The sequence below is a fragment of the Variovorax sp. WDL1 genome (assembly GCF_001541225.1).
Taxonomy (GTDB): domain Bacteria; phylum Pseudomonadota; class Gammaproteobacteria; order Burkholderiales; family Burkholderiaceae_C; genus Variovorax.
This window is the reverse complement of record NZ_LMTS01000163.1, coordinates 24,406-44,091: the sequence shown is the minus strand read 5'-3', so window position 1 is coordinate 44,091 and position 19,686 is coordinate 24,406. Positions and strand designations below refer to the sequence as shown.

Genomic DNA, 19,686 nt, shown 5'->3' with positions numbered 1-19,686 from the left:
GCGAGCCGCCATAGACTGGCGGCCACCAGATACCCTCATGCAAAGAGACTGACGTCATGGACATCACCATCCACTCGAGCTTCCTGCCGCACAACGACCCGGAAGCATCCCTGGCCTTCTATCGCGACACCCTCGGTTTCGAGGTTCGCAACGACGTGGGCTACAACGGCATGCGCTGGATCACGGTGGGCCCCGCAGGGCAGCCCGGCACCTCCATCGTCCTGTACCCGCCGGCTGCCAGCCCCGGCATCACCGACGACGAGCGTCGCACCATCGCCGAGATGATGGCCAAGGGCACCTTCGCCACGCTCCTCCTCGCGACCCACGACCTCGATGGCGCGTTCGAACGGCTGCAGGCCGGCGGCGCAGAGGTCGTCCAGGAACCGGCCGAGCAGCCGTACGGCGTTCGCGACTGCGCCTTCCGCGATCCCGCGGGCAGCCTGGTACGCCTGCAGGAGCTGCGCTCGGCACAATGAGCAGGACCAAGAAAACCGACACCCGGTCTCCTGCGCCACCCGCCGCCGACAGCCACGACCTGATCCGCGTGCACGGCGCGCGCGTGAACAACCTGAAGGACGTCAGCATCGACATCCCGAAGCGGCGGCTCACGGTGTTCACCGGCATTTCCGGCTCGGGCAAGAGCTCACTGGTGTTCGGCACGATCGCCGCGGAATCCCAGCGGCTGATCAACGAGACCTACAGCGTCTTCGTGCAGGGCTTCATGCCGGCGCTGGCGCGGCCAGAGGTCGACGTGCTCGAAGGGCTGACGACCGCGATCATCGTCGACCAGGAGCGGATGGGCGCCAACGCCCGCTCGACGGTCGGCACTGCCACTGACGCCAACGCACTGCTGCGCATCCTCTTCAGCCGGTGCGGGAAGCCGCACGTCGGCTCGCCCAACGCGTTCGCCTTCAACGTCCCCTCGGTCCGGGCAAGCGGCGCGATCACGATCGAGCGCGGTGCCGGCAAGACCGTGAAGCAGAGCTTCAGCCGCACCGGCGGCATGTGTCCGCGCTGCGAGGGCATGGGCTCGGTCACCGACTTCGACATGGCCGCGCTCTACGACGACAGCAAGTCGCTCAACGAGGGCGCGCTCATCATCCCCGGCTACAGCATGGACGGCTGGTACGGCCGCATCTTCCGCGGCTGCGGTTTCTTCGACCCGGACAAGCCGATCCGAAAGTTCACCAGGAGAGAACTGCACGACCTGCTCCACAAGGAGCCGACCAAGATCAAGGTCGACGGCATCAACCTCACCTACCAGGGCGTCATCCCGCAGATCCAGAAGTCCTTCCTGTCCAAGGATGTCGATGCGCTGCAGCCGCACGTCCGCGCATTCGTGGAGCGGGTGGTGACATTCAGCACCTGTCCCGAGTGCGGCGGCACCCGGCTCAGCGAAGCCGCCCGGTCCTCGAGAATCAAGAAGATCAACATCGCCGACGCCTGTGCGATGCAGATCAGCGACCTGGCCGAATGGGTGCGCTGCTTCGACGAGCCTTCGGTGGCGCCACTGCTCGCCGCGCTGGCTCGGACGCTCGACTCGTTCGTGGAAATCGGGCTGGGCTACCTCTCGCTGGACCGGTCGTCGGGCACGCTGTCGGGCGGCGAGGCGCAACGCGTCAAGATGATCCGCCACCTCGGCTCCGCGCTCACCGATGTCACCTACGTCTTCGACGAGCCCACCACGGGCCTGCACCCGCACGACATCCAGCGGATGAACGAGCTGCTGCTGCGGCTGCGCGACAAGGGCAACACGGTGCTCGTCGTGGAGCACAAGCCGGAGACGATCGCGATCGCCGACCACGTCGTCGACCTCGGCCCCGGCGCGGGGACGGCGGGCGGCACCGTGTGCTTCGAAGGCAGTGTCGAGGGGCTGCGGACCAGCGGCACACTCACCGGCCGGCATTTCGACGACCGTGCCTCCCTGAAGCAGAAGGTGCGCAAGCCCACGGGCGTGCTTTCGATCCGCGGCGCGGCGACGCACAACCTGCGCGATGTCGACGTTGACATCCCTCTCGGGGTGCTGGTCGTCGTCACCGGCGTTGCGGGCTCCGGCAAGAGTTCGCTCGTGCACGGGTCGATTCCCGCCGGCGCAGGCGTCGTGACCATCGACCAGGCCCCTATCCGCGGCTCGCGACGCAGCAACCCCGCGACGTACACCGGACTGCTCGACCCGATCCGCACAGCTTTCGCGAAGGCCAACGGCGTGAAGCCGGCGCTGTTCAGCGCCAACTCCGAGGGCGCCTGCCCCAACTGCAACGGCGCCGGCGTCATCTACACCGACCTGGGCGCCATGGCCGGCATCGCCACCCCCTGCGAGGAGTGCGAGGGGAAGCGGTTCCTGGCATCGGTGCTGGAGCACCATCTCGGCGGCCGCGACATCAGCGAGGTGCTCGCGATGCCGGTGGCCGAGGCCAGGCAATTCTTCGGCGCCGGGAAGGCGCGCACGCCAGCCGCGCATGCCATTCTCGAACGGCTGGAGGATGTGGGCCTGGGCTACCTCGGCCTCGGCCAACCGCTGACCGCGCTGTCCGGCGGCGAGCGGCAGCGGCTCAAGCTGGCGACCCACATGGCCGAGAAGGGCGGCATCTACGTGCTCGACGAGCCGACCGCCGGCCTGCACCTCGCCGACGTCGAGCAGCTGCTGGGCCTGCTCGACCGGCTTGTCGATGCCGGCAAGTCGGTCATCGTCGTGGAGCACCACCAGGCGGTCATGGCGCACGCGGACTGGATCGTCGACCTGGGCCCCGGCGCTGGCCACGACGGCGGCCGGATCGTCTTCGAGGGCACGCCGGCCGACCTCGTCGCGGGGCGCTCGACGCTCACCGGCAAGCACCTGGCGGCCTACGTCGCTGGCTGACCGGGGCCGCAGCGCAACCTGCAAAGCGATGCGCGGCGCCGTGCAAAACCGCTCACATCGCGCGATAAAAGATGTAGTCGGCTCGGTACTTCACCACCTGCTTCTGCCCCGCCGACGCGGCGCCGCAAGCCGCGACCGGCGCCGTGCCGCCCTGCGTGGCCACGCGCTGGATGTAGCTCATCCCCTGCATCGCACCGCTGCCCGTCGCCGGGTTGGCCTTCACCAGCTGGTAGGGGATGTTGCCGCTGCCATTGGGCGCGACCGCGACCTGGTTGCCCGTGAGCCTGGAGCCGTCCATGCTTTCCCAGGTAGCCGGCGGGCCGTAGTACCTGCCGACCTGTCTGCCGCCGCGGTCCATGAGACGGGCGTCCGGGCCGACGAAGACCCATTCGTGCTGCCCGGGCGCGTTGGCCTTGGCGCGGCACTCGTAGGTGATGTCGCCGGCGCCGACCGTTTCCAGCGAGACCTGGTGGCCGGCGGGCACCTTGACGGCGTCGGGGAGGCTGGCTTGCGAATACGCCATGGGCTTGTTCATGCCCATGCCGGAGCAAGCGGCGAGGCTGGCGGCGGCTGCGAGGAGGGCGAGGATGCGCAAGGTCATGGTCGGTTCCTTTCGTATGAGTACCGGGTTCAGAAATGTTGGCGGACGCTGCTGTTGACGGAATGGCGACCCCACCTCTGTACGTCGCGCGAACGCAATTGGATTCAGCGAAATGCCGCGGTCATCGGACTCGCTGCAGCGCCGTTAACATCCTGCGACGCGCCGGCCGGGACTCGACCGCACGATGCAATCGAAGCTCTTCCCTCGTATTCCATGGTTGTGATGAACGTTGCTCCCGCCGTCAGGGCGGCTCGCCGGCTCCTGCTGCCGATCGCGCTCTTGATCGCTGCGGGCGCCTCGCAGGCCCAGACCACCGAAGCTGCGCCCTCCCCCGCCTACGTCGCGGCGCAGGCACGCTGGCGGGCCGAGCTCGCGGCCTTCGACGCCGCCGACCGGCAGCAGTGGCCCAGCGAAGGCGGCGTGGTCTTCGTCGGCAGCTCCAGCATCCGCTTCTGGACCGGGCTGGCGCAGGACTTCCGGCAGCTGCCGGTGGTCATCAACCGCGGGTTCGGCGGCTCGACCATGGCCGACTGCAGCTTCTTCGCACCCGAGCTCGTGCTGCGCTACAAGCCGCGCCACGTGCTGGTCTATGCGGGCGACAACGACCTGGCAGAGGGCCGCACGCCCATCGAGGTGCTGGAGAGCTTCGCGCGGTTCGCCAACGCAGTGCGCGAGGCCTTGCCGGAGACCCGCATCAGCTTTATCTCGATCAAGCCGAGTCCTTCGCGCGAGAAGCTTCTGCCGCAGGTGCGAGAGACCAACGACATCGTCGCGGCCTACCTGCGGCGCTTGCCCAACAGCGACTACATCGACGTCTTCACCCCCATGATGGGTGCGGACGGGCGACCGCGCGGCGAACTGTTCCTTCGCGACCAGCTGCATCTGAATGACGAGGGCTACCGGCTGTGGCGGGCGGTCATCGCCGGGCATCTGCCGAGCGCCGTACAGGCGGACATTCGACAAGCGCGGCCCTTCAACTGAGCGGACAGGGCAACTTGCGCCGGTTCCTACAGCGGCAACTGCGTTGTCGACAGCACCTGCTTGAGCACCATGAAGCTGCGAACCTGCCGGACACCGGGCAGGTACAGGAGCTGCTCGGCGTGCAGCCGGTTGTAGCTCTCGTTGTCCTTGGTCCGCACGAGCATGAAGTAGTCGAACTCACCTGTCACCACGTGGCATTCGAGACAGCCTGATACTTTCTGAACCGCCTTCTCGAAGGCCAGGAACGAGTCGGGGGTCGACCGGTCCAGCACCAGTCCGATCAGGACGAGCATGCCCGCGTCGAGGGCCCGCGGATTGAGCAGTGCCACGATGCCCTGGATCAAGCCCATCTTCTTCAGCCGATCCACCCGGCGCAGGCAAGCGGGTGCACTGAGGTTGACCTTGGCCGCCAAGGCCACGTTGGAGATGGATGCATCGCGCTGCAGGGCTTTCAGGATCGCGCGGTCCGTGCGGTCCAGATCCTCCTTGACCGATGGGGCGGGTGCGTTCTTGCGGGTCAGTCTTGTGGTCGCCAATGTGTCCTCCGAGAAGCAAACGTTTATTGCTTCAAACGTCATTTCGACGAAATTCCTCTATTGAATTGTTGCACTTCCTCGATCCGTGAAGCTGAAGAATCCCCTGATTTTGCAATCCTGTTTCCATGCATGATTTCTAGAATCGGTCTCAGCAAACCGCACGGAGCCCTTCAACATGAATCTGCAGAAATTCCCTCGCTATCCACTCACCTTCGGCCCCACGCCCATCCGGCCGCTCAAGCGGCTCAGTGCCCATCTCGGCGGCAAGGTGGACCTCTTCGCAAAACGCGAGGACTGCAACAGCGGCCTTGCCTTCGGCGGCAATAAGACGCGCAAGCTCGAATACATCGTCCCCGAGGCGATCGAGGGCGGGTACGACACCCTGGTTTCCATCGGCGGCATCCAGTCGAACCAGACCCGGCAGGTCGCGGCCGTCGCGGCACACCTCGGGCTCAAGTGCGTGCTGGTCCAGGAGAACTGGGTCAACTACTCCGACGCCGTGTACGACCGGGTCGGCAACATCGAGATGTCGCGCATCATGGGCGCCGATGTCCGCCTGGACACAGCCGGCTTCGACATCGGAATCCGCAAGAGCTGGGAGGACGCGATGGCGCAGGTGCGCGCATCCGGGGGCAAGCCCTTTCCCATCCCGGCCGGTTGCTCGGAGCATCCGAAAGGCGGACCGGGCTTCGTTTCCTTCGCCGAGGAAGTTCGCCAGCAGGAGGCTGAACTCGGCTTCAAGTTCGACTACATCGTGACCTGCTCGGTCACGGGCAGCACGCAGGCCGGCATGGTCGTGGGCTTCGCCGCCGATGGCCGGTCTCGGCGCGTCATCGGCATCGATGCATCGGCCAAGCCCCAGCAGACCTTCGAGCAAGTCTTGCGCATCGCCAGGTCGACGGCTGAGCTCGTCGGACTCGGCCGGCCCATCACGGCAGACGACGTCGTGCTGGACACACGCTTCGGAGGACCCGAATACGGTCTGCCGAACGACGGCACGCTCGAAGCCATCCGCCTGTGCGCGCGGCTGGAAGGCGTGCTGACCGATCCGGTGTACGAGGGCAAGTCCATGCACGGAATGATCGAGAAGGTGCGCCTGGGCGAGTTTCCAGCCGGCTCGAAGGTGCTCTACGCCCACCTCGGGGGCGTCCCGGCCCTCAACGCCTACAGCTTCATCTTCCGCAATGGCTGAGCACCATGGCACCCGAAGCCCGCCTTCAGGTCATGCCGGTGCCGCCATGTCTCCCGCTCATCAAGTCGATTCGACGACACGAGGTCCGCGTTCGCGCGCCACGCGATCCCACCACAGCGCCATTCGTGCGACGCCATAGAGCGCAGCGAACACCACCGCCAGCAGCAGCACATCGCCCCACCACGGCCTTGCGGTCTGGCTGTCCCCGTAGAAGGCCAGCACCAGCAGCACCGCCACCAGGTGCGCACAGAACACAGGCAGCGAGGCCGACCCCATGTCCTCCAGCGCATGCAGTCGCGGCAGGCGCCGAATGAGCGCAGGCCCGAAGCGCACCGCGACGATGCCCAGGACCACCAGGTTGACGATGCGCAGCGGCCCGAGCTGCCACTTGTCGAACAGCAGGTTCAGCGCTTCGTCGCCGCCGAAAGGCGCCTGGCCGTTGATGCCATGGTGCCGCCACCAGAGCCCGTAGAGCGCCGCTCCCACTGCGAGCACCACCAGCCACCTTGGAAAGCGGAAGGGCTCGGCATCGGGCGCATGCCGGCTGGCGCCCATCCACAGGCCCGCGAACCACAGGAACTGCCACGCGAAAGCATTGAACGCACCCATCTCGCGGAACGGAACCGGGAGATTCAGGTAGTGCACCGCCAGTCCGTACAGCCACTCGCTGAAGCCGAACTGGGCCAGCCCCCACAACACGGCGCTCGCCGCCATCACGCCCATCCAGCCATGGCGCAGCGCGAAGGCCAGCACCCAGGGGCTCATCAGCATGAAGAAGATGTACATCGGCAGGATGTCGAGCAGCGCGGGCTCGTACACCAGCAGCAGCGCATAGCCGAAGCCCTCGAGCGGGTGCGCGAGGTAGAAGGACAGCAGGTTCTTCACCGCCGCCTGGTCGATGCGCAAGCCGACGCGGGTGATGATGGTAAAGAGGAAAAGGAGTGTGGCGGCTTGCGCCAGGTAGACCTTGAGCGCGCGCCGCCAGAAGGCCCGGCGCATGGCATCGACGCCCTGGCGGTCGCTGATGCGGGTGTAGACCAGGCCGGCGACAAAGGCCGAGAGCAGCACGAAGCCCTCGGCCGCGGAGACGAAGCCGAAGGGCTGCCCCAGCGGATCGGTGAAGCGCGTGGGCAGGTGCGTGAAGGTCATCAGCACGAGCATGAGCCCGCGCAGTGCGTCGATTTCCCAGTAGCGCTTCATCGGAGCTCGGCACCCGGCATGGACGCGGGTGCATTCGGTGCTACGCCAGCTTGCGGATGGCGTCGATCACGACCTCGCTGTATTTCTTCCAGGTGTAGCTGGCCGCATGCTGCACGGCCGCCTCGCTCATCGCCGGGAGTTCCTGCCGGTTCTGGTTGAACCAGGCGAGCTTCTCCGCGATCTTCTCCGGCGAGCGGATCGGCACCAGGAAGCCGGTCTTGCCCTCGATCACCAGGTCGTCGCCACCGGTGTTGGGCGTGATCACGATCGGCAGGCCCTGGCTCATGGCCTCCTGCATCACCAGCGCGCGTCCTTCGTAGAGCGAGGGCAGGCAGAACACGTCGCAGCTGCGCATCAGGGCCAGCACCTCGGGATGCGGGCGCCCCTTCTCGTGCGTGAAGTCGGCGTACTGGCCGCGGTAGAAGGCGGGCTCGTCGAGCAGCGAGCCCATCACGACCAGTTCGATGTTCTCGCCCTTGAGCAGGTGCATGGCCTGGAACAGGTCGCCCAGCCCCTTGCGCTGCCCCATCGAGCCCACGAAGAGCACGCGCAGCGGCTTCGAGGGGTCGACCGTCTTGCGCGAAGCCGCGGCCGCCGGCAGCGGCGAGCCGAAGGGCGACAGCACCCGCGCCTTCTGCCCGGCCCAGTCCGGCAGCGAATCGGCCACGAAGCGGCTGGGTACTACCACCAGGTCGGCCAGTTCCAGTTCGCGCGCCTTGCGCTCCAGCTTGGCCGGCGAGTCGGACATGCCGCCGCCCATGGCCCCCACCCAGGCCGGCAAGCGCTCCACCTCCTCTTCCATCAGCTTGCGGCCCACTTCCCAATAGGAGATCGGCAGGTCGTACACGCATTTCACGCCCAGGGCCTTGGCGGCCTGGAAGGTGTCGAGAGCGGAGTCCTCGTAGGTGTAGACGGCGCCGATGCCGAAGCGCTGGTGCAGCCGCGGCAGCGCGCGGGCGCTGAAGCGGTCGAAGTCCTGCAGCACGCCGTCGATGGACGCGAAGCCCTCTTCGTGCCGCAGCCAGTAGTTCCAGCCGGCACGGGAGCAGACGGCCCGCGCCAGTTCGCGCCAGGGGTGTTGCAGGATCTTCTCGCGCGGGATGTTGAAGCGGCGACGCAGCAGGTCGCGGCTCAGGCCCTGGGGAACGAGCTTCAGGGCCACGTTGTCCGGCTCGACCGCCACCGTGGTCGCGAAACGCGCGAGCATGCCGGCGGCCTCCAGCCCGTCGAGCATGGCGCGCACGTTCTGGTTGCCCGCGGGGTGGCTGAACAGCAGTTTCATATCGATCGATCATAGTGGACGCCTATGGCGCGCCGGAGTTGCGCTACGCTGCGCCCGCAAAGGAGAAGCTGTTGAAAACGAGAACAATGACGCGGACCTTCGCTGCCATCGCGCTGAGCCTGTGCGCCGTCGGCGCGCATGCGCTGCAGATCGCCAGCCTCACGCCGCAAGGTGAAGTGGCTCGGATCCGCCAGGTGGTCGCGAAGTTCGACCAGCCGGCCGTCAATTTCGGCGATCCCAAGGCGCCCGCGCCGCTGGCGGTGAGCTGCAGCGACGCGCAGGCCGGCAAGGGCAACGGCCGATGGACCGGCGAAAAGCAGTGGGTCTGGGATTTCGAGAACGACCTGCCGCCGGGTGTGCGCTGCACGGTCACGCGGGTTGCAGGCTTCAGGTCGGCCTCGGGCGCCGAGCTTGCCGGGCCCGAGCGCTACCAGTTCTCAAGCGGCGGCCCTTTCGTGCGGGGCTGGCAGCCGAGCTACGGCAAGATCGACGAAGAGCAGCAGTTCATGCTCGAGCTCAACGGCCCGGCCACACTGGAGAGCGTGCGCGCGAACATCTGGTGCCAGGCCGGCGGCGTCGGCGAGCGCATCCCTGTCCGGCTGGTCGAAGGCGAGCAGCGTCAGGCCTTGCTCAGGGCCTTCGGCCGCGACAAGGAGGCCGAGAAGACGCCGCTGCGCTTCGTCACGCTGCAGTGCAACCGGCGGCTGAGCCCGGGCGGGCGCCTGCAGCTGGTCTACGGCAAGGGCGTGGCCACGCCCTCCGGAGTCGCCAACGCCGTCGAGCGGCGCCTGAACTTCGAGGTGCGCGAGCCCTTCGCCGTCTCCTTCAGCTGCGAACGCGAGAACGCGCAGTCGGCCTGCCTGCCGCTCAAGCCGCTGGTGCTGCGGTTCAACTCGCCGGTGGCTCGCAAGCTGGCAGCGCAGATCACGCTGGAGGGTGGCGGCAAGACCATCAAGCCCAAGTTCGACGACGAGAGCACTCCCAGGGACGATGACGCTGTCCTCGATTCGGCGAGCTTCCCGCCGCCCTTCGCAGAGCAGACGCCCTTCACGATCGCGCTGCCGGCCGGGTTCCAGGACGCATCGGGCCGCGCGCTGGCGTCGCCCGACAGTTTTCCGCTGAAGGTCGCGACCGGCGCCATGCCGCCGCTGGCCAAGTTCGCCGCCTCGCCATTCGGTGTGGTCGAGCGCCTGGCCGAGCCGGGCGGCACGGCGCTGATGCCGGTCACGGTGCGCCGCGTCGAGCTGGCACTGCAGGTGCAGGCGCTGACGCCCGGCAAGGTCAGCGACATGAATCCGAGGACCGACGCGGACATCATCGCCTGGTTCCGCAAGGTGCGGCGCTACGACAGCAACTACACGATCCCGCGCACGCAGGCGGCGCACGACGTGAAGGGCGCACTGCCCAAGGCGATCGACAAGGACGATCGCGAGAACGTCCAGACCCGCATGGTGTCGCTGCTCGGCGGCCAGTCCGGCGTGAAGACGCTCGACATGCCCAAGTCCGAAGGCGGTGACCCGCGGCCCTTCGAGGTGATCGGCATCCCGCTCACGCCCGGCTTCCATGTGCTCGAGATCGCCTCGCAGAAGCTGGGCGGCACGCTGCTCGACGAGCGCTACGGCGGCGGCCGCACGATGTACGTGCGCACCACGGCGCTGGCCACCAACCTGGCAGTGCATTTCAAGCTGGGTCGCGAGAACGCGCTGGCCTGGGTCACAACGCTCGACAAGGGCAAGGTGGTTGCCAATGCGGCGGTGCGGGTCTCCGACTGCAACGGCAGGGAGATCGCTGCCGGCGCCACCGACACGCGCGGGCTGGTGCGCCTGGCCGGCATCCCGCCCACCCCGCCGAGCTGCTCCAGCGAGGAAGACTACAGCGGCGATGCCTACTTCGTGAGCGCCCGCGCCAAGGACGAGGCCGGCGTGGAAGACCTCGCCTTCACCTGGAGCGACTGGCAGCGCGGCATCGAGCCCTGGCGCTTCAACGTGCCCACCAGCCTGGAGCCCGAGCCCGACCGCGTGGCCCACACGGTGTTCGACCGCACCCTGCTGCGCGCCGGCGAGACGGTGTCGATGAAGCACCTGATCCGCACCCAGACGAGCGAGGGCTTCGGCCTGCCGAAGACCCTGCCCGACACGCTGGTCGTGACGCATGTGGGCAGCGGCCAGCAGTACACCCAGCCGCTCCCATGGCGCAGGACCACGACCGGCGGGCAGAGCGGTGAGAGCACTTTCGCGATCCCGCCGGCGGCCAAGCTGGGCGTGTACCAGGTCGAGCTGCGCAGCGGCAAGCGCAGCAGCGGCGGCGACAGCGAAGACGGCGGCGAGCGCAGCTACGGCTCCGGGCAGTTCCGGGTCGAGGAGTTCCGCCTGCCGGTGCTCGAGGGCCGCATCGCGCCTGCGGAGAAGAAGCCCCTGGTGGCCGCGAACTCACTGCCCACCGACGTGCAGATCAACTACGTCGCCGGCGGCGGCGCCGTCAACCTGCCGGTGCGCGTGTCGGCGGCGGTGCGGGCCAAGAGCCTGTTCTTCGCCGACTTCGACAGCTTCAGCTTCGCCCCGCCGCGCAAGGAGGGGCTGGCGGCAGGCGATGCCGAGGAATCGGATTCCGCGTCGCACGAGCTGCGTGTGGTGGCCGACAAACTGCCGTTGACGCTCGACAAGGCCGGCGCCGGCAAGCTCACCATCGAGAAGATCCCGCTGGCCAAGGCGACGCCGCGCGAGTTGCTGCTCGAAGCCACCTACGCCGATCCCAACGGCGAGGTGCAGACGCTGCGCAGCGTGCAGACGCTGTGGCCGGCAGCGGTGATCGCCGGGATCAAGACCGAGGGCTGGGTGTCCACCGGCCAGAAGCTGAAGTTCCAGGCCCTCGCCCTGGACCTCGCGGGCAAGCCGCAGGAGGGCGTGACGCTCAACGTGCGCGCCGTCGCGCGCATCACCACCACCAGCCGCAAGCGCATGGTGGGCGGCTTCTACACCTACGACAACAGGACCGAGGTGAAGGAGATCGGCACCGTCTGCAGCGGCAAGAGCGACGCTCGCGGCCTGCTGCTGTGCGAGGCCGAGCTCAAGGAGTCCGGCCAGGTCGAGCTGATCGCCAGCGCCACCGATGCCGAAGGGCGCGACAGCCGCGCAGCGAGCTCGGTCTACGTCACCCGGCAAGGCGAGCTGTGGTTCGGCGGCGAGGACCACGACCGCATCGACGTGCTGCCCGAGAAGAAGAACTACCAGCCTGGCGAGACTGCCCGGTTCCAGGTGCGCAGCCCGTTCCGCTTCGCGACGGCGCTCGTGTCGGTCGAGCGCGAAGGCGTGATCGAGACGCAGGTCGTGCGGCTGGACGGCAAGGACCCGACGGTCACGCTGCAGGTCAAGCCCGAATGGGGACCCAACGCCTACGTGAGCGTGCTCGCACTGCGTGGGCGGCTGCGCGAGGTGCCCTGGTACAGCTTCTTCACCTGGGGCTTCAAGGCGCCGCGCGAATGGTGGACCGCCTTCTGGCACGAGGGCAAGGAATACGTCGCGCCGACGGCGCTGGTCGATCTGAGCAAGCCGGCCTTCCGGCTCGGGCTGGCCGAGATCCGCGTCGGCACGCAGGCCCATCAGCTCGACGTGAAGGTGGCGAGCGACAAGCCCAGCTACCCGGTGCGTGGCCAGGCGCTGGTCACTGTCTCGGCCCGGCTGCCCGACGGCAGGCCCGCCGCCGGCGCCGAGGTGGCGCTGGCCGCGGTCGACCAGGCCCTGCTGGAGCTGATGCCCAACGACAGCTGGAAGCTGCTCGAGGCGATGCTGCAGCGGCGCAGCTGGGGCGTCTCCACGTCAACCGCACAGATGGAAGTCGTGGGCAGGCGGCACTACGGCCGCAAGGCGGTGCCGGCCGGCGGCGGCGGCGGGAAGGGCCAGACACGCGAGCTGCTCGACACCCTGCTCCTGTGGAACCCGGCGCTGGTGCTCGACGCCGAAGGCCGGGCCCAGGTGACGGTGCCCCTCAACGACGCGCTGACCACATTCAGGATCGTCGCGGTGGCGGATGCGGGCACCGGCCTCTTCGGCACCGGCCAGGCGTCGATCCAGGCCACGCAGGACCTGCAGATCATCAGCGGCCTGCCGCCGCTGGTGCGCGAGGAAGACCAGTTCCGCGCCCAGATCACCCTGCGCAACACCACGCAGAAGGCGATGAAGGTGGAGGCGGCGCCGCGCGCCACGCTGTTGACGCTCGAGCCGAAGACGGTCGACATCCCGGGCGGCGAGGCCCGCGAGCTGGCCTGGACGGTGACCGCCCCGGCCCAGCTGGCGCAGACGCGCGCCGAGGCGCTCCTGTGGGAAATCGAGGCGAAGGACCAGATCGGCGGCGCGCGCGATGCGCTCAAGGTGCGCCAGCGCATCGTGCCCGCGGTGCCGCTCACGGTGCAGCAGGCCACGCTGGTGCAGCTCGACGGCCCCTTCACCCTCGACGTCGCGCCGCCGGCCGACGCCCTGCCCGGCCGCGGAGGGCTCAAGCTCTCGCTGCAGCCGCGCCTCGCGGAGGGACTGACGGGCGTGCGCGACTGGTTCGCCGCCTACCCCTACGCCTGCCTGGAGCAGAAGACCAGCAAGTCCATCGGCCTGCGCGACGGCAAGGCCTGGCAGGCCGTGGTCGCGCAGCTGCCCGGCTACCTGGACGGCGACGGCCTGGCCAATTACTTCCCGCCGCGCGATGGCGAGGCCAACCGCGGGAGCGACATCCTGACGGCCCATCTGCTTGCCGCGGCCCACGAGGCGGCCGCGCTCGATCCGGCCTTCGCGCTGCCCGATGCAGCACGCGCGCGGATGGAACAGGGCCTGATCGCCTTCGTCGAAGGCCGCATCCAGCGCGAGTTCTGGAGCCCGCGCAAGGACCTGGACGTGCGCAAGCTCGCGGCCCTGGAAGCGCTCTCGCGCTACGGCAAGGTGCAGGGCCGCATGACCGGCAGCATCGCCATCGCGCCCAACCAGTGGCCGACCAGCGCGGTGGTCGACTGGCTCAACATCCTCAAGCGCGTGCCCGACGTGCCGCAGCGCCAGCAGCGGCTGGAAGAGGCGAACCACGTGCTGAAGGCCCGCCTGAGCTACCAGGGCACGAAGCTGATCTTCAGCACCGAGCGCGACGACTACTGGTGGTGGCTGATGGCCAACGGCGACGTCAACACCGCGCGCCTGCTGCTGACGGTGCTGGACGATCCAGCCTGGAAGGAGGACATCGGGCGGTTGGCCAGCGGCTTCATCGGGCGCCAGCAGAAAGGCGCCTGGCACACGACCACGGCCAATCTGTGGGGCGGCCTGGCGCTCGAGAAGTTCTCCAGGCAGTTCGAGAACACGCCGGTCGCCGGCATCACCGCCGCCAACGTCGGCAATGCCAAGGCGCAGGTGGACTGGAGCAAGGTCGAGCGCGTCAAGACCAGCGACCCGGCCGGCGCGCCGAACCAGACGACCGCCTTCGGCGCCCCCGCCGGCCCCGGCGCCCTGCACAACAACGGCATGTTCCTCCCCTGGCCGGCCGGCACCCCCGCCGCGCGCGACACGCTGCTGGTCACCCAGAGCGGCAGCGGCAAGCCGTGGCTCACGGTGCAGTCGGTCGCGGCGGTCCAGCTCAAGGCGCCTTTCGCCGCCGGCTATGCGATCAGGAAGACCGTGACGCCGGTGGAGCAGGCGGTCAAGGGCGTCTACACGCGCGGCGACGTGCTGCGGGTGAGCCTGGAGGTCAGCGCCAGCGCGGACATGACCTGGGTCGCGATCACCGACCCGGTCCCCGCAGGCGCCATCATCCTGGGCAGTGGCCTGGGCCGCGATTCTCAGATCGCGACGCAGGGCGAGAAGCGTTCCGGCCCCGGCCAGCCAGCCTTCGAGGAGCGCAGCTTCGAGGCCTTCCGCAGCTACTACGAATTCCTGCCCAAGGGCGTGGCGAAGATGGAGTACACGGTGCGGCTGAACAACGCCGGCGACTTCGCGCTGCCGCCCAGCCGCGTCGAGGCTCTCTATGCGCCGGAAATGTTCGGCGAGTTGCCCAACGAGCGCCTGAAGGTGGAAGCAGGCAGGTAGCTCGCATACGGCAATGCGGCGGCCCCGATGCGCCGCCGCCACGGGGCAAGCACCGGCCCCTGCAGAGCGAGGGCTTTGCGCTGTTTGGGCCTAAACTGGCGCCTCGCTCATACGCTGGAAGAAGGTCGGAGATCTGGGAAAGGGGCCCCGAGCGCCTGGTTTCGATTTTCCGGGGAGGCTGCCAGCATCGGCCGTGCCGATCGCACCTTCCCGGAAAATTCAGTCGATCGATCCGATGTGTCGCATTTCGACACGCGCTTCCCGCTGTAAACGCAAAATGCTGCGCGCTCCGGTCCAAATGGAGCGGTTTACAGCCCCGGGGCGATCAGCGATGATCGTTAAGCTTTTTCACGTCTTGTTACATTCACTGAATGGCCGCTGCTGACCCTCTCGCCAAAGAAAGCGCATCGATCGCCCTGCCCGGGCTGGCGCGCGCCTTGATCTCCGCCGGCAAGTTGCCGGCGAAGACCGCGGAGGAGATCTATCAGAAGTCCCTCAGCGGGCGCAGCAGCTTCATCGCCGAGCTGACCGGCACGGGCGCGGTTTCCGCGGCGGATCTCGCCCACACCCTGTCGAGTGCCTTCGGCGCCCCCCTGCTCGACCTCGACGCGGTCGATTCCCAGCGCCTGCCCAAGGACCTGCTCGACTCCAAGCTGTGCCAAGCCTACCGGGTGGTGGTGCTGAGCAAGCGCAACAATCGTCTCATTGTCGCAACAGCCGACCCCTCGGACCAGCAGGCGGCGGAAAAAATAAAGTTCGCGTCGCAGATGGGCGTGGATTGGGTCGTTGCCGAGTACGACAAGCTCTCGCGCATGATCGAGGCAGCGGCGGTGAGCGCCGCCGAAACCATCGACAGCATCGTCGGCGCCGAGTTCGAGTTCGACGACTCCTCGATCGCCGAGACCGCCGACGCGAACGAAGCGGCGATTGCCGAAGTCGAGGACGCGCCGGTCGTCCGCTTCCTGCACAAGATGCTGCTCGACGCCTTCAGCATGCGCGCGTCGGACATCCACTTCGAGCCCTACGAGCACCAGTACCGCGTGCGCTTCCGGATCGACGGCGAGCTGCGCGAGGTCGCCACGCCGCCCACCGTCATCAAGGACAAGCTGGCCTCGCGCATCAAGGTGATTTCGCGGCTGGACATCTCCGAGAAGCGCGTGCCGCAGGACGGCCGCATGAAGCTCAAGATCGGCCCCGACCGGGTGATCGACTTCCGCGTCAGCACCCTGCCCACGCTGTTCGGCGAGAAGATCGTGGTGCGTATCCTCGACCCGAGCAGTGCGCGCCTGGGGATCGATGCGCTTGGCTACGACGCCGACGAGAAAGAGCGGCTGATGCAGGCCATCGGCCGTCCCTACGGCATGGTTCTTGTCACCGGGCCGACGGGCTCGGGCAAGACGGTTTCGCTCTACACCTGCCTGAACCTGCTGAACAAGCCGGGCGTCAACATCGCCACGGCGGAGGACCCGTCCGAAATCAACCTGCCCGGGGTCAACCAGGTCAACGTCAACGACAAGGCGGGGCTGACCTTCGCAACCGCGCTGCGCGCCTTCCTGCGCCAGGACCCGGACATCATCATGGTCGGCGAAATCCGCGACCTTGAAACCGCCGACATCGCGATCAAGGCCGCGCAGACCGGCCACCTGGTGCTGTCGACCCTCCACACCAACGATGCGCCGACCACGCTGACGCGGATGCGCAACATGGGCATCGCGCCCTTCAACATCGCCTCCAGCGTGATCCTGATCACCGCGCAGCGGCTCGCGCGCCGGCTGTGCACCGTGTGCAAGGCGCCGACCGAGGTGCCCAGGGAAGCGCTGCTGGACGCCGGCTTCAAGGACCGCGACATCGACGGCACCTGGAAGCCCTACAGGCCCGTCGGCTGCCCGTCCTGCAACGGCGGCTACAAGGGCCGCGTCGGCATCTACCAGGTGATGCCGATCTCGGAGGAGATCCAGAAGATCATCCTGCGCGACGGAAGCGCACTCGAGATCGCCCGGCAGTCCGAGGCCGAGGGCGTGCGCTCCCTGCGCAGCTCCGGGCTGCGCAAGGTCATGCAGGGCCTGACTTCGCTCGAAGAAGTGCTCGCGGTCACCAACGAATAGAGAAGCGGACATCGAATGGCAACAGCAGCAGCATCCCGAACGACGCTCAAGGAATACGTCTTCGAGTGGGAAGGCAAGGACCGCAACGGCAAGGTGGTGCGCGGCGAGATCCGGGCCGCCGGCGAGAACCAGGTCCAGGCCGCGCTGCGCCGCCAGGGCGTGCTGGCCTCGAAGATCAAGAAGCGGCGCATGCGCTCGGGCAAGGCCATCAAGCCCAAGGACATTGCCATCTTCACGCGCCAGCTGGCGACCATGATGAAGGCCGGCGTCCCGCTGCTGCAGGCCTTCGACATCGTGGGCCGCGGCAATGCCAACCCGAGCGTGGCCAAGCTGCTCAACGACATCCGCAGCGATGTCGAGACCGGCACTTCGCTGTCCGCCGCCTTCCGCAAGTTCCCGAAGTACTTCGACAACCTCTACTGCAACCTGGTCGAGGCCGGCGAGGCCGCCGGTATCCTGGAAGAACTGCTCGACCGCCTGGCCACCTACATGGAGAAGACCGAGGCCATCAAGTCGAAGATCAAGTCGGCGCTGATGTACCCCACGTCCGTGGTCGTGGTGGCCTTCGTGGTGGTGGCGATCATCATGATCTTCGTCATCCCGGCCTTCAAGCAGGTGTTCACCTCCTTCGGCGCCGACCTGCCGGCGCCGACGCTCTTCGTGATGGCCATGAGCGAGTTCTTCGTTGCCTACTGGTGGCTGATCTTCGGCGTGATCGGCGGCGGGCTGTACTTCTTCTTCCAGGCCTGGAAGCGCAACGAGCGCGTCCAGCGCTTCATGGACCGGCTCCTGCTGCGCGTGCCGATCTTCGGCGCCCTGATCGAGAAATCCTGCGTCGCCCGCTGGACCCGCACCCTGGCCACCATGTTCGCGGCGGGCGTGCCCCTCGTGGAGGCCCTCGATTCGGTGGGCGGCGCCTCGGGCAACACGGTGTACGGCGACGCCACGGTCAAGATCCAGCAGGAAGTCTCGACCGGCACCAGCTTGACGATGGCCATGACCAACGCCAACCTGTTCCCCTCGATGGTGCTGCAGATGACTGCCATCGGCGAAGAGTCCGGCTCCATCGACCACATGCTGGGCAAGGCGGCCGATTTCTACGAGTCGGAGGTCGACGACATGGTCGCGGGCCTGTCGAGCCTGATGGAGCCGATCATCATCGTGTTCCTCGGGGTGATCATCGGCGGCATCGTGGTCTCGATGTACCTGCCCATCTTCAAGCTCGGCCAGGTCGTCTGATGCTGGTGTCGCAGGGGGCCGACGCCGCGCTGGCCGGCGTACTGGGGCTGCTCGTCGGCAGCTTCCTCAACGTGGTGATCTACCGCACGCCGATCATGATGTACCGGCAGTGGCTGGGCGAGGCCGTAGGCAACCTGATGAAGGTCGAGGGCGCGCCCTCGTTGTGGAGCCTGGTGTTCGGGCCGAAAGCGAACACGCCTCCCCGGCTCGAAGCAGCCGCGGGCGAAGCGGCCGAGGCGGTCGACGCCCTCCCTCCCTTCACCCTGGCCCGCCCGGCCTCGCGCTGTGGACACTGCGGCCATGCGATCCGCTGGTACGAAAACGTGCCGGTGCTCAGCTACCTCTTGCTGCGCGGACGCTGCAGCGCCTGCAAGACGCAGATCAGCCCGCGCTACCCGCTGGTGGAGCTGGTCACCGCGGCGCTGTTCGCGCTGTGCGCCTGGCGCTACGGGCTGTCGCCGGCCGCCGCGCTGTGGGCCGCCTTCGCGGCGCTGCTGGTCTGCCAGTTCCTGATCGACCTGGACACGCAGTACCTGCCCGACTCGCTCAACTATGCGCTGCTGTGGCTGGGCCTCATCGGCGCGGCAGCAGGCCTGACTGGCGTGCCGCTCGCCTCCGCGGTCTGGGGTGCCGTATTCGGCTACCTGAGCCTCTGGCTGGTCTATCACGCCTACCGGCTCGCCACCGGCAAGGAGGGCATGGGCTACGGCGACTTCAAGCTGCTGGCGGCGCTGGGCGCCTGGCTGGGCGCCGACTATCTCGTCGCGATCGTGCTGGTCTCGTCCCTGGTAGGCGCCATCCTCGGCACCCTCCTGCTGCTGGTCGGCAAGCTGGCCCACAAGGATGTCCCGATCTCCTTCGGCCCCTTCCTGGCAGGCGCCGGGCTCGTGTGCCTCGTCGCCGGGCCCGATACTGTGCGGCAATGGATTCCCTTCGCCTTTCCCCTGGGCGCCCTCACCCGCTGAGCCTGCGCATCGGCCTGACCGGCGGCATCGGCAGCGGCAAGAGCACGGTCGCGTCCATCCTGGTCGCCGGCGGCGCGACGCTGATCGACACCGACGCCATCGCGCGCGCAATCACCCGGCCGCAAGGCGCCGCGATGCCGGCGATCGAGGCCGCCTTCGGGCCCTCGGTGGTCGCCGCGGACGGCAGCATGGACCGTGCACGCATGCGGGAGCTGGTGTTCGCGGACGCCACGGCGAAGCAGCGGCTCGAGGCCATTCTTCACCCCGTCATCGGCGCAGAGTGCGAGGCCCAGGCAGCCGCCGCCGGCCCGGGCCTGATCGTCTTCGACGTGCCCCTGCTGGTCGAATCGAGGCGCTGGCGCGCCCTGGTCGACCGCGTGCTGGTCGTCGACGCCACCGAAGAGACCCAGTTGCGGCGCGTGGTCGCGCGTTCGGGCTGGACCCACGAGGCCGTGCGCGCCGTGATCGCGCAGCAGGCCCCGCGCAGTGCGCGGCGGGCGGCTGCCGACGCGGTGATCTTCAACGAGGCCCTGTCGCTCGATGAACTCGCGCTGGAAGTCCGCGCCTTGCCCTGGCATCCCGCTGCCCAGCGATAATGCAGGGCTTGCTGCCCCCCGGCGGCAGCTCCCCCCATCGAACAGAAGAAGACGGCGCACGAGGCCAGCGCGTCCG

General features: G+C 68.0%; 13 protein-coding genes. 9 read left to right on the top strand and 4 right to left on the bottom strand.

Going from position 1 to position 19,686, the window contains the following annotated elements; translation table 11 throughout:
• Window positions 1-56 precede the first annotated feature (56 nt).
• Window positions 57-476, top strand: coding sequence for a VOC family protein (locus tag APY03_RS21870; RefSeq protein WP_068679981.1), 420 nt, complete (start codon window positions 57-59; stop codon window positions 474-476).
• Complete coding sequence (locus tag APY03_RS21865; protein ID WP_068679979.1) at window positions 473-2,860, top strand: ATP-binding cassette domain-containing protein; 2,388 nt, start codon at window positions 473-475, stop codon at window positions 2,858-2,860. The genes APY03_RS21870 and APY03_RS21865 overlap by 4 nt, the downstream gene beginning before the upstream one ends.
• 52 nt (window positions 2,861-2,912) lie before the next feature.
• Here APY03_RS21865 and APY03_RS21860 read toward each other — a convergent pair whose 3' ends face one another.
• Window positions 2,913-3,461: a DUF3455 domain-containing protein gene (locus APY03_RS21860; RefSeq protein WP_068679977.1), complete on the bottom strand. Its 549-nt coding sequence runs from the start codon at window positions 3,459-3,461 to the stop codon at window positions 2,913-2,915.
• A 222-nt stretch (window positions 3,462-3,683) separates the two neighbouring features.
• On the opposite strand from APY03_RS21860, the gene APY03_RS21855 reads away from it, so the two are divergent.
• Complete coding sequence (locus APY03_RS21855; RefSeq protein WP_068680338.1) at window positions 3,684-4,442, top strand: SGNH/GDSL hydrolase family protein; 759 nt, start codon at window positions 3,684-3,686, stop codon at window positions 4,440-4,442.
• A 26-nt stretch (window positions 4,443-4,468) separates the two neighbouring features.
• Here APY03_RS21855 and APY03_RS21850 read toward each other — a convergent pair whose 3' ends face one another.
• Entirely contained in the window at window positions 4,469-4,978 is a 510-nt protein-coding gene (locus tag APY03_RS21850; RefSeq protein ID WP_068679975.1) for an Lrp/AsnC family transcriptional regulator, read from the bottom strand.
• 175 nt (window positions 4,979-5,153) lie between these two features.
• On the opposite strand from APY03_RS21850, the gene APY03_RS21845 reads away from it, so the two are divergent.
• Window positions 5,154-6,170 carry a 1-aminocyclopropane-1-carboxylate deaminase gene (locus APY03_RS21845; protein ID WP_068679973.1) on the top strand — a complete coding sequence of 339 codons (1,017 nt, stop codon included), beginning with the start codon at window positions 5,154-5,156 and terminating at the stop codon, window positions 6,168-6,170.
• A gap of 60 nt (window positions 6,171-6,230) precedes the next feature.
• Here APY03_RS21845 and opgC read toward each other — a convergent pair whose 3' ends face one another.
• Entirely contained in the window at window positions 6,231-7,370 is a 1,140-nt protein-coding gene (gene opgC / locus APY03_RS21840) for an OpgC domain-containing protein (protein ID WP_068679971.1), read from the bottom strand.
• Window positions 7,371-7,410: 40 nt separating this feature from the next.
• Window positions 7,411-8,652 carry a glycosyltransferase family 4 protein gene (locus APY03_RS21835; RefSeq protein ID WP_068679969.1) on the bottom strand — a complete coding sequence of 414 codons (1,242 nt, stop codon included), beginning with the start codon at window positions 8,650-8,652 and terminating at the stop codon, window positions 7,411-7,413.
• An 86-nt stretch (window positions 8,653-8,738) separates the two neighbouring features.
• Between APY03_RS21835 and APY03_RS21830 the strand changes: the two genes are divergently transcribed.
• From APY03_RS21830 to coaE, 5 genes are all read left to right on the top strand, one after another.
• A complete protein-coding gene (locus tag APY03_RS21830; protein WP_068679967.1) occupies window positions 8,739-14,705 on the top strand; it encodes an alpha-2-macroglobulin family protein in 5,967 nt (1,988 codons plus the stop codon).
• Between the two features lie 371 nt (window positions 14,706-15,076).
• Window positions 15,077-16,810: a type IV-A pilus assembly ATPase PilB gene (gene pilB / locus APY03_RS21825; protein WP_068679965.1), complete on the top strand. Its 1,734-nt coding sequence runs from the start codon at window positions 15,077-15,079 to the stop codon at window positions 16,808-16,810.
• A gap of 15 nt (window positions 16,811-16,825) precedes the next feature.
• Entirely contained in the window at window positions 16,826-18,049 is a 1,224-nt protein-coding gene (locus tag APY03_RS21820; RefSeq protein WP_068679963.1) for a type II secretion system F family protein, read from the top strand.
• A complete protein-coding gene (locus APY03_RS21815; protein WP_068679961.1) occupies window positions 18,049-19,014 on the top strand; it encodes a prepilin peptidase in 966 nt (321 codons plus the stop codon). The genes APY03_RS21820 and APY03_RS21815 overlap by 1 nt, the downstream gene beginning before the upstream one ends.
• Complete coding sequence (coaE, locus tag APY03_RS21810; protein WP_068679959.1) at window positions 18,972-19,610, top strand: dephospho-CoA kinase; 639 nt, start codon at window positions 18,972-18,974, stop codon at window positions 19,608-19,610. The genes APY03_RS21815 and coaE overlap by 43 nt, the downstream gene beginning before the upstream one ends.
• The last annotated feature ends 76 nt before the right edge of the window (window positions 19,611-19,686 follow it).

Excerpts from the sequence above, each read along its gene's own strand:
- APY03_RS21870 (WP_068679981.1), top strand. The coding sequence starts at position 57 with ATGGACATCACCATCCACTCGAGCTTCCTGCCGCACAACGACCCGGAA.
- APY03_RS21865 (WP_068679979.1), top strand. The coding sequence starts at position 473 with ATGAGCAGGACCAAGAAAACCGACACCCGGTCTCCTGCGCCACCCGCC.
- APY03_RS21860 (WP_068679977.1), bottom strand. The coding sequence starts at position 3,461 with ATGACCTTGCGCATCCTCGCCCTCCTCGCAGCCGCCGCCAGCCTCGCC.
- APY03_RS21855 (WP_068680338.1), top strand. The coding sequence starts at position 3,684 with ATGAACGTTGCTCCCGCCGTCAGGGCGGCTCGCCGGCTCCTGCTGCCG.
- APY03_RS21845 (WP_068679973.1), top strand. The coding sequence starts at position 5,154 with ATGAATCTGCAGAAATTCCCTCGCTATCCACTCACCTTCGGCCCCACG.
- opgC (WP_068679971.1), bottom strand. The coding sequence starts at position 7,370 with ATGAAGCGCTACTGGGAAATCGACGCACTGCGCGGGCTCATGCTCGTG.
- APY03_RS21835 (WP_068679969.1), bottom strand. The coding sequence starts at position 8,652 with ATGAAACTGCTGTTCAGCCACCCCGCGGGCAACCAGAACGTGCGCGCC.
- APY03_RS21830 (WP_068679967.1), top strand. The coding sequence starts at position 8,739 with ATGACGCGGACCTTCGCTGCCATCGCGCTGAGCCTGTGCGCCGTCGGC.
- pilB (WP_068679965.1), top strand. The coding sequence starts at position 15,077 with ATGGCCGCTGCTGACCCTCTCGCCAAAGAAAGCGCATCGATCGCCCTG.
- APY03_RS21820 (WP_068679963.1), top strand. The coding sequence starts at position 16,826 with ATGGCAACAGCAGCAGCATCCCGAACGACGCTCAAGGAATACGTCTTC.
- APY03_RS21815 (WP_068679961.1), top strand. The coding sequence starts at position 18,049 with ATGCTGGTGTCGCAGGGGGCCGACGCCGCGCTGGCCGGCGTACTGGGG.
- coaE (WP_068679959.1), top strand. The coding sequence starts at position 18,972 with ATGGATTCCCTTCGCCTTTCCCCTGGGCGCCCTCACCCGCTGAGCCTG.